This is a genomic window from Kitasatospora sp. NPDC048194, from assembly GCF_043202455.1.
Classification (GTDB): domain Bacteria; phylum Actinomycetota; class Actinomycetes; order Streptomycetales; family Streptomycetaceae; genus Kitasatospora.
The window spans coordinates 245,846-255,492 of record NZ_JBIDAK010000007.1; the positions used below are offsets into that span (position 1 = coordinate 245,846).

Genomic DNA, 9,647 nt, shown 5'->3' on the forward strand with positions numbered 1-9,647 from the left:
TCAGGCCAGCCCCCGGCGGGCCAGCAGCGGCCCGGTCTCCGGCGCCCGGCCGACCACCGCGCGGAAGGACTCCAGCGGGTCGCGGCTGAACCCGCGCGCCAGCAGCTCCCGCCGGAACAGCTCACCGCTGTCCCGCACCGGCTTCCCGTTGGTCTCGAACCACTGCACGGTGTCCGCGTCCAGCACCTCCGACCAGATGTACGCGTAGTACCCGGCGCTGTAGCCGCTGGAGAAGATGTGCTGGAAGTAGGGCGTGCGGTAGCGCGGCGGAATCGCCGGGACGACGATCCCCGCCTCCGCCAGCGCCCGCGCCTCGAACTCCTCGGCGTCCGCGACCTCGGCGCCCTCCGGCAGGGTGTGCCACGCCCAGTCCAGCAGCGTGGCGGCCAGGTACTCCACCGTCCGGAAGCCCTGCCCGAAGCCCTCGGCGGCCCTCATCCGCTCGACCAGCCCGGCCGGCAGCGGCTCCCCGGTCTCGTGGTGGCGGGCGTAGTTGGCCAGCACCTCCGGCCGGACCATCCACATCTCGTTGACCTGGGAGGGGAACTCCACGAAGTCCCGCGGCACCGCCGTGCCGGCGAACAGCGGGTAGGTGACGTCCGAGAACAGCCCGTGCAGCGCGTGCCCGAACTCGTGGAAGAGCGTGCGCACCTCGTCCCAGCCGAGCAGGGCCGGCTCACCGGGCGCCGGGCGCGGGATGTTGAGGTTGTTCAGGACCACCGGCCGCCGTCCGGTCAGTCCGCACTGGCCGACCAGCTCGTCCATCCACGCTCCGCCGCGCTTGGACGCCCGGGCGTGGAAGTCGCCGATGAACAGGCCCAGCGAGGCGCCGTCCTCCTCGAACACCTCGAAGACCCGGGCATCGGGGTGGTGCGCCGTCAGCTCCGGCCGCTCGGTGAAGGTCAGCCCGTACGCGAGCCCCGCGGCGAAGAACACGCCGTCCTTCAGCACCCGCTCCAGCTCGAAGTACGGGCGCAGCGCCGCCGCGTCCACCTGGTAGGAGGTCTGCCGGACCTTCTCCGAGTAGTACGCCCAGTCGTGCGCGGCGATCTCGTCGATGCCGTCCGCGGCCGCCACCTTGGCCAGCTCGGCGGCCTCCCGGCGGGCGTTGGCCACGGCCGGCTCGACCAGCCGGGCCAGCAGGCCGGAGACCGCCTCCACCGTCCCGGCCGTCTCGTCCGCCACCACGTAGGCGGCGTGGCTCGGGTACCCCAGCAGCGCGACCCGCTCGGCGCGCAGCGCGGCCATCCGGATCGCCAGCGGGCCGTTGGCCTCGCCGCCGCGGGCGAGCGAGGCGGCGAGCAGCCGCTCGCGCACGGACCGGTCGCTGAGCTGGGCCAGTTCGGGCTGGCCGGAGGTGCTCTTGAGGCTGAGCACGTACTTGCCCTCGTGGCCGAGCACCCGGGCGTTCTCCGCGGCGGCGGCGATCGCTCCCGAGGAGAGGCCGGCCAGTTCCTCGGCGGAGTCCACCACGAGCGCGGCGGCGCGGGTGGCCGCGTTCACGTTCTGCTGGAACGTGGTGCCCAACGCGGCCAGTTCGGCGTTCAGTTCGCGCAGCCGCTCCTGCTCGGCCCCGCCGAGCCGGGCGCCCGAGCGGACGAAGGCGGTGTACCGGCGCTCCAGCAGGCGCAGCGACTCCGGGTCCAGACCGAGGTCCGCCCGGGCCTCGTACAGCGCCTCGATCCGGGCGAACAGCCGCTGGTCCAGGTGGAGCGCGTCGTGGTGGGCGGCGAGCAGCGGGCTCACCTTCGCCTCCACCTCGTCCAGCAGGTCGGTGGTGTCGGAGGAGGACTGGTTGCGGAACACCGCGTCCACCCGGCGCAGCAGTTCGCCGGAGCGCTCCAGCGCCACCAGGGTGTTCTCGAAGGTCGGCGCCTCGCGGGAGTCGGTGATCGCCGCGATCTCGGCCAGCTGCTCGGCCATCCCGCGCTCGTAGGCGGGCAGGTAGTGCTCCTGCCGGATCTCGGCGTAGGGCGGCAGTTGGTACACCAGGGGGCTGGGCGTGAAGAACGGGTTCTCGGTCATTTCGCCGACCATACGCGGTGTCACCGGGCCTGCCCATACGCCCCTGGGGCGCGGTTGTGCCCGGTTGTCGGACCCACCCGATAACGTCGACGCCGTGGGTCCGCCACCCGCACGTCCGTGCCCCCATCCGCACGTCCGACCGACTGCCTGACCGCCCACCCGCCGACTGCCTGACCGCCCACCCGCCGCCTGCCCGACTGCCCGACTGCCCAACTGCCCGACTGCCCGACTGCCCGACTGCCCTATCAACCGACCACAGACCAACCGACCGCGAACCGACCGCTCGCCCGCTCGCCGGAGAGGAGACGCCCCCGTGGCCCCCAGAACCGCCCTCGTGCCCGACCCGCACGGCCCCGGCGGCCGCCTCCAGCCGCTGGACGACGCCGGGGCGCCGCTCGGTCCGCCGGAGGCCGTCCGTGACCTCGCCGCCGCCGTGGCCGTCCGGGAGGCCGCCGGGAGCGGCGCTCCGCCCGGGCCCCGCTGGGTCTGGGCCGCCGCCGACTCCGGGTACGCCCCGCTGCTGCCCCGCCTTCCCGACCGCCTCGCCCGCTGCCACGACCTGCGGCTGGTCGAGGCCCTGCTGCTGGGGCACGAGGGCCGCATCGGCGCGCCGCGCTCGCTCGGCGCCGCCTGGTCCCGGCTGCACGGCCTGCCCGTCCCGGACGACCTGCCCGAACCCGGCCTGGCCGACGCGGACGACGGCCAGGACACCCTGTTCGCCCCCGACCGCCTCCAACTACCGCCTGGCGTCGACCCCTTGGCCGCCGTGGTGGCCGTGCACGCCGAGCAGCAGCGGCGGATCGCCGCCATTGCCGATCCGGCCGCCCGGCAGCGCTTCCGGCTGCTGGTCGCCGCCGAGTCGGCCGGCGCCCTCGCGGCCGCCGAGATGGCCCACGACGGGCTGCCCTGGCGCGCCGACGTCCACGACCGGCTGCTGACCGAGCTGCTCGGCCCGCGCCCCACCGTGCCCGGCACCCAGCCCCGGCGGCTCGCCGACCTCGCCGTCGAGCTCCAGCAGGCCCTGGGCGCCAAGCCGTTCAACCCCGACTCGCACACCCAGGTGCTGCGCGCCTTCGCGGAGGCCGGCATCCAGCTCGGCTCCACCCGCTCCTGGGAGCTCAGGGGCATCGACCACCCGGCCGCCCGGCTGCTGCTGCGCTACAAGGAGCTCTCCAGGATCCACGTCGCCCACGGCTGGGCCTGGCAGGACGCCTGGGCCCGCGGCGGCCGCTTCCGTCCCGAGTACGTCGTCGGCGGTGTGGTCTCGGGCCGTTGGGCCAGCCGCGGCGGCGGCGCCCTGCAGATCCCGCGCATCCTGCGCCGCGCCGTGGTCGCCGACCCGGGCTGGCTGCTGGTGGTCGCCGACGCCGCCCAGCTGGAGCCGCGGGTGCTCGCCGCACTCTCCCAGGACGCCGGGCTGGCCCGCACCGCGGCCGGCGGCGATCTCTACGAGGCGCTCGCCGCGACCGCCTTCCAGGGGGACCGCGACAAGGCCAAGCTCGGCCTGCTCGGCGCCATGTACGGGCAGACCAGCGGCGACATCGGCCCGCTGCTGAACACCCTGCGCCGCCGCTACCCCGCCGCGATGGGCTACGTCGAGGCCGCCGCCCGCACCGGCGAGGACGGCGGCGTGGTCGCCTCCCGGCTCGGCCGGGTCTGCCCGCCGGCCTCCGCCGACTTCCTCGACCTCACCGAGGCCGACACCGCCGGCGAGACGGGCGGCCGCACCGCCCGCGCCCGTGGCCGGTTCACCCGCAACTTCGTCATCCAGGCCAGCGCCGCCGACTGGGCCCTCACCCTGATCGCCGCGCTGCGCCGACGGCTGGCCGAACTGCCGGCCGCGACCCCCGCGGACCGCCCGCACCTGGTGTTCTTCCAGCACGACGAGGTGATCGTGCACACCCCGGCCAACCTGGCCGACGAGGTGGCCGCCGCCGTCACCGAGGCGGCCGAGGAGGCCCGCCGGCTGGTGTTCGGCGACACCCCGGTGCGGTTCCCGCTCAGCACGGCGGTGGTGGACTGCTACGCGGACGCGAAGTAGCCGCCCGGGGGTGTCCGCACGGTCGGCGCTCCCGACAGGAGCCGCCGCGCACCCCTACGGCAGTTTGCGGAAGGACCACGCCTCCTCGGCCGCCGCGACCACCTCGGCCAGCCCCGCCCCGGTGGAGGCCGTGACGGCGGCCGCGACCGCGCCCTCCACGAACGGCGCGTCCACCAGCCGCACGCCCGGGCGCGGCTCGTCCTCCAGCACGGTCACCGCGGTGAGCACCGAACTGCCGAGGTCCGGCAGCACGACCACGCCCGCCCCGCCGTCCGCCTCCGCGATCGCCCCGGCGATCAGCTCGTAGCTGGTGCCGAGTCCGCCGTCCTCCGTCCCGGCCGCGACCACCACGCGCACGCCGTCGGAGGCGAGTTCGCCGAGCAGCTCGCGCAACCCGGCGGCCAGTGCGGCGCTGTGCGAAACCAGAACGATGCCCACCCGCTCAGTCATGCGCCCGACCCTACGGGCCCGGCCGCTGCTCCGGGAGGGTGAGTGCGATCCCGCGTGTCGCACCCCGTGCCCCGCACCCCCGTCTGGCGTAGCGTCGGCTCGGGGGCCGTTCGATCCGACCGGCCCGCGCGCCCGCACCACCACGCACGGCGTCCGCCGCCACGGCGTCCCGGTACCGGACCCGCCGGAACCGCTGGGTCGCCGCAGGCGCCCGGGTCGCCGGGGCATCACGGCCATCGAGGGAGCGAAGAGCGTTGAAGAAGCTGATCAACACCCCGGAGAGCGTCCTGGAGGACACGCTGGCCGGGATCGCCGCGGCCCACCCCGAGCTGGCGGTGGACATCCCCAACCGGGTGATCACCCGGGCCGCCCGCCCGGCCGGCCCGAAGGTCGCACTGATCTCCGGCGGCGGCTCCGGGCACGAACCGCTGCACGGCGGATTCGTCGGGCCCGGCATGCTCGACGCCGCCTGCCCCGGCGAGGTGTTCACCTCGCCCGTCCCGGACCAGATGCTGGCCGCCGCCAAGGCGGTGGAGAACGGCGCCGGGGTGGTCTTCGTCGTGAAGAACTACACCGGCGACGTGATGAACTTCGAGCTCGCCGCCGAACTCGCCGCCGAGGAGGGCCTGGAGGTCCGCACCGTCCTGGTCAACGACGACGTCGCGGTCGAGGACTCCACCTGGACGGCCGGGCGCCGGGGCACCGGCGCGACCGTCCTGGTGGAGAAGACCGCCGGCGCGCTGGCCGAGCGCGGCGCCGCTCTGGACGAGGTGGCCGCGCTGGGCGAACGGGTCAACGCGGCCTCCCGTTCCTTCGCGATCGCGCTGACCGCCGCCACCGTCCCGGCCGCCGGCAAGCCCGGCTTCGACCTGCCCGAGGACGAGATCGAGGTCGGCGTCGGCATCCACGGCGAGCCCGGCCGCCGCCGCGAGAAGCTGCGGCCGGCCCGTGAACTGGCCGCCGAGGTGGTCGGGACCGTCCTCGCCGACCACCACCTGACCCCGGGCGACGAGGTGATCGCCCTGCTCAGCGGCCTGGGCGCGACGCCGCTGCTGGAGCTGTACGTGGTCTACGGCGAGGTCGCCGCCCGGCTCGCCGAGCACGGCATCACGGTGGCCCGCAGCCTGGTCGGCAACTACGTCACCAGTCTGGACATGGCGGGCTTCTCGCTCACCCTCACCAAGGCCGACGCCCAGCTCCTGGAGCTCTGGGACGCCCCGGTCGACACCCCCGCCCTCAAGCGGGCCTGAGGCGGACGCCCGATGGACTTCGACACCACGCTCGCCGAGGCCTGGATCCGCGCGATCGCCGCGGCCGTCGACCAGGAGCAGGCCCGGCTCACCGAACTGGACTCCGCGATCGGCGACGGCGACCACGGCAGCAACCTCCGGCGCGGCTTCACCGCAGCCCTGACCGCCCTGGAGGGCCTCCGGCCGGACGGCCCCGGCGCCGTCCTCGGCAAGACCGGCACCACCCTCGTCTCCAAGGTCGGCGGCGCCTCCGGTCCGCTCTACGGCAAGGCCTTCCGTGCCGTCGGCGCCGCCCTGCCCGAGCCAGCCGCCCCGGCCGCCCTCGCCGAGGCCCTGGCGTCCGGCCTGGACGCCGTCCGCGCGCTCGGCAAGGCCGAGCCCGGCGACAAGACCATCGTCGACGCCTGGACCCCGGCCGTCGCGGCCTTCCGCCACGCGGCCGCCACCGGCGCGGACCTGCCGGCGGCGGCGGCCGCCGCCGCCGAGGCCGCCGAGCAGGGCGCCCGTGACACGGTGCCGCTGCGGGCCCGCAAGGGCCGCGCCTCCTACCTCGGCGAACGCACCATCGGCCACCAGGATCCCGGCGCCACCTCCACCGCCCTGATCTTCCGCGCCCTCGCCGAGGCCACCGCCGGCTGACCCCCGCGCCGTGGCTCCCGGGCCCGGTCCGGCCGGGAGCCACCAGGCCGGCGAGCCACGCAACCCGGGAGTCACACGCCCCGAGAGCCACACGCCCCAAGAGCCACACGCCCCAAGAGCCACGCGGCCCGGGAGCCACGCGGTCCGAGAGCCGCGAGCCGCAGGACGACCCGGCGGCGGAGCCGTCAGTCCGTCCGGGTGATCAGCAGCAGCAGCGCGTCGTCCCGCAGCCCTCCGCCCGTGTGCGCGAGCAGGTCGGCGTACACCCGCTCCACCGCCGCCTCCAGTTCGCCCGGCGAGCGCGCCGCTCCCCGGACCAGCGGCCCGACCCGCTCCGCCAACGGGTAGAACTCCCCGCTCCGCCGGTGCCGGGCCTCGATCACGCCGTCCGTGCAGAGCACCAGGACGTCCTCCTTGCCGAACGGCTGCCCCCACGTGGCCGGCTCCCCCACCGCGAGCCGCCCGAGGCCGAGCGGCACCCACGGGTCCGGCGCGTCCAGCACCTGCGCCCGCCCGTCGCCGTCGACCCGGATCGGCGGCACGTGGCCGTACTGCAGCAGCTCCATCGCCCCGGGCCGCCGGAACTCCACGAACAGGGCGGTGGTGAAGTCCCCGTCGGGCGCGTGCCGCTCGACGCTGGCCTCGACCCGCGCCGCGACGCCCTGCAGCCCGGTCTCGTCGTACGCGGCCTCGCGGAACGCGCCGAGCACCACCGCCGCCGTCTGGACCGCCGCGAGCCCCTTGCCGCGGACGTCCCCGACGGCGACCCGCGTCCCGTGCGGCGTCTCCAGCACCGAGTACAGGTCCCCGCCGATCCGCGAGGCGTCCGCCGCCGACACGTACCGCACGGCCAGCCGCAGCGGACCGACCGCCGGCCCCGGCAGTCGCAGCAGGGCCCGCTGGGCTGCCTCGGCCACGGAGCTGACCGCGGCGAAGGCCGCCGCCCGCCGCATCCTGATCTTGGCCACCCAGGCCGAGAAGGCCGTCAGGACCAGGTAGCTGACCATCGCACCGTAGAGGAAGCGTGCGTCGTTGATGTTGTCGACCTGGTCGTAGTGGCTGAGCCCGAAGACCGCGAGCAGCCCGAGCGAGCAGACGGCGATCAGCTCGCCGGGCTTGAGGGTGAGCGCGGCGACGGCCGGGACGACGGTCATCAGGGGCGCGAGGTAGCGGTCCTTGCCGGAGAGGAGGTCCGCGAGGCCGACCAGCAGGACGGCGGTCAGCGCCGGCGTCGCCCGCCGCCAGAGCGGCACGTCCTGGAGGTCGGCGGCCAGCAGGGCGCCCTGCTGCCGCTCCGGTGGCAGTCCGGCGGCGGTGGGCGCCGCGGGCGACTGGGCGCGGCGGATCGAAAGCACATATCGAACATAAGGGACGATCACACCACCGAACCACCCGCTCGCCCGTCGGGATTCCGCCGGCCCGGCGACGGCGCCCCACCCGGCCCCGACCCGCCGCCGCCTCCCCGGCCGGGCCCCTGCGGTCGCCTACGATGCGATCCATTCCACCCCCACCCGCCCCCCTCGCGGAATACCCCCAAGGGGTATGGTGTTATGAGAGTAGGACCCCGGCGCGGCATCCGCACCGGGGCTGAACCGCGCACCAACCGCACCGAGAGCCCGGAGGCCCTGATGTCCAGCACCATCACCTACACCGTGTCCGGCATGAGCTGCGGCCACTGCGAGAAGGCGATCAGCCAGGAGCTCGCCACGCTGGCCGGCGTCCTCGACGTGGCCGCCGACGCCCAGGCCGGCACCGTCACCGTCTCCTCCGCCGCCCCGCTGGACGAGGAGCAGATCCGGGCCGCCGTCGACGAGGCCGGGTACGAGCTGGTCGGCCGCAGCGCCTGACCCACCCCGGTACGGCGGGGGCCCGCCCCAGTGGCCCCCGCCGAACGCCCCCACCAAGGAGCTGAACCGCATGAGCACGTCCGCCCCGGATGTCGGGGCCAGGGACCGGGTCGAGCTGTCGATCGGCGGGATGACCTGCGCCTCCTGCGCGGCCCGGATCGAGAAGAAGCTCAACCGGATGGACGGCGTCGAGGCCACCGTCAACTTCGCCACCGAGAAGGCCCGGGTCGACTACGGCCCCGGCATCACGGTGGACGACCTGATCGCCACCGTCGAGCGGACCGGCTACACCGCCGAACCCCCGCCGCCCCCGGCACCCGCCGCCCCGCAACCGGCCGACGCCACCGCCGCCGAGCCGGCGCCGCCCCCCGAGCCGCACCGCGACCGGCTGCTGGTCAGCGCCGTGCTCAGCGTCCCGGTGGTGCTGCTCTCCATGGTCCCCGCCCTGCAGTTCACGAACTGGCAGTGGCTGGCCTTCGCCCTCACCGGCCCGGTCGTCGTCCACGGCGGACTGCCCTTCCACCGCGCCGCCTGGACCAACCTCAAGCACGGCGCCGCGACCATGGACACCCTGGTCTCGCTCGGCACCCTGGCCGCCTTCGGCTGGTCCGTCTGGGCGCTGTTCGGGGGTCACGCCGGCATGCCGGGCATGCACCACGACTTCTCGCTCTCGATCGGCGGCACCGACGCCTCCTCCGCGCTCTACCTGGAGACCGCCGCCGCCGTCACGGTGCTGATCCTGCTCGGCCGCCACCTCGAAGCCCGCTCCAAGCACCGCGCCGGCGCCGCCCTGCGTACCCTGCTCGACCTCGGCGCCAAGGACGTCACCGTGCTCCAGGACGGGGGAGGCGGAGCCGGAGCGCCCTCGGCCGAGGACGGTCGCGGCCGACCGGCGGGCGGCCGGGAGATCCGGCTGCCGGTGGACCGCCTGGCCGTCGGGATGCGCTTCGTGGTGCGTCCGGGCGAGAAGATCGCCACCGACGGCACGGTCGTCGAGGGCAGCTCCGCGGTGGACGCCTCGATGCTCACCGGCGAGTCGGTGCCGGTCGAGGTCGGCGTCGGCGACGCCGTCACCGGCGCCACCGTCAACGTCGGCGGCCGGCTGGTCGTCGAGGCGACCAGGGTCGGCGCGGACACCCGGCTCGCCCGGATGGCCAGGCTGGTCGAGGACGCCCAGAACGGCAAGGCCGCCGCCCAGCGCCTGGCCGACCGGATCTCCGCCGTCTTCGTCCCGGTGGTCATCCTGATCGCGCTGGCCACGCTGGTCGTCCGACTGCTCGCCACCGGTGACTCCACCGCCGCCTTCACGGCGGCCGTGGCCGTGCTGATCATCGCCTGCCCGTGCGCCCTGGGCCTGGCCACCCCGACCGCGCTGCTGGTCGGCACCGGCCGCGG

Annotated in this window: 8 protein-coding genes; 5 read left to right on the top strand and 3 right to left on the bottom strand. The window is 75.5% G+C overall.

The features are described 5' to 3' along the window. Entirely contained in the window at positions 1–2,025 is a 2,025-nt protein-coding gene (locus tag ACGF07_RS12490; protein ID WP_392897733.1) for a M3 family metallopeptidase, read from the bottom strand. 313 nt (positions 2,026–2,338) lie between these two features. Between ACGF07_RS12490 and ACGF07_RS12495 the strand changes: the two genes are divergently transcribed. Next, positions 2,339–4,066, top strand: a complete 1,728-nt coding sequence (locus tag ACGF07_RS12495; protein WP_392897735.1) for a bifunctional 3'-5' exonuclease/DNA polymerase — start codon at positions 2,339–2,341, stop codon at positions 4,064–4,066. Between the two features lie 54 nt (positions 4,067–4,120). Here ACGF07_RS12495 and dhaM read toward each other — a convergent pair whose 3' ends face one another. After that, a complete protein-coding gene (dhaM, locus tag ACGF07_RS12500; protein ID WP_350741854.1) occupies positions 4,121–4,516 on the bottom strand; it encodes a dihydroxyacetone kinase phosphoryl donor subunit DhaM in 396 nt (131 codons plus the stop codon). A gap of 254 nt (positions 4,517–4,770) precedes the next feature. Between dhaM and dhaK the strand changes: the two genes are divergently transcribed. Both dhaK and dhaL read left to right on the top strand, forming a co-directional pair. Beyond that, entirely contained in the window at positions 4,771–5,766 is a 996-nt protein-coding gene (dhaK, locus tag ACGF07_RS12505; protein WP_392897738.1) for a dihydroxyacetone kinase subunit DhaK, read from the top strand. Positions 5,767–5,778: 12 nt separating this feature from the next. Beyond that, positions 5,779–6,405, top strand: a complete 627-nt coding sequence (gene dhaL, locus ACGF07_RS12510; protein WP_392897741.1) for a dihydroxyacetone kinase subunit DhaL — start codon at positions 5,779–5,781, stop codon at positions 6,403–6,405. A 185-nt stretch (positions 6,406–6,590) separates the two neighbouring features. On the opposite strand, the gene ACGF07_RS12515 is transcribed toward dhaL, so the two are convergent. After that, on the bottom strand, positions 6,591–7,760 hold the full coding sequence (locus ACGF07_RS12515; RefSeq protein ID WP_392897743.1) for a PP2C family protein-serine/threonine phosphatase: 1,170 nt from the start codon (positions 7,758–7,760) through the stop codon (positions 6,591–6,593). Between the two features lie 273 nt (positions 7,761–8,033). On the opposite strand from ACGF07_RS12515, the gene ACGF07_RS12520 reads away from it, so the two are divergent. Further along, complete coding sequence (locus ACGF07_RS12520) at positions 8,034–8,252, top strand: cation transporter (protein WP_350741862.1); 219 nt, start codon at positions 8,034–8,036, stop codon at positions 8,250–8,252. 70 nt (positions 8,253–8,322) lie between these two features. Then, on the top strand, positions 8,323–9,647 hold a 1,325-nt coding region (locus ACGF07_RS12525), incomplete at its 3' end, for a heavy metal translocating P-type ATPase (protein ID WP_392897745.1).

Coding starts and splice junctions, on each gene's coding strand:
- ACGF07_RS12490 (WP_392897733.1), bottom strand. CDS start 2,025: ATGACCGAGAACCCGTTCTTCACGCCCAGCCCCCTGGTGTACCAACTG.
- ACGF07_RS12520 (WP_350741862.1), top strand. CDS start 8,034: ATGTCCAGCACCATCACCTACACCGTGTCCGGCATGAGCTGCGGCCAC.
- dhaL (WP_392897741.1), top strand. CDS start 5,779: ATGGACTTCGACACCACGCTCGCCGAGGCCTGGATCCGCGCGATCGCC.
- dhaM (WP_350741854.1), bottom strand. CDS start 4,516: ATGACTGAGCGGGTGGGCATCGTTCTGGTTTCGCACAGCGCCGCACTG.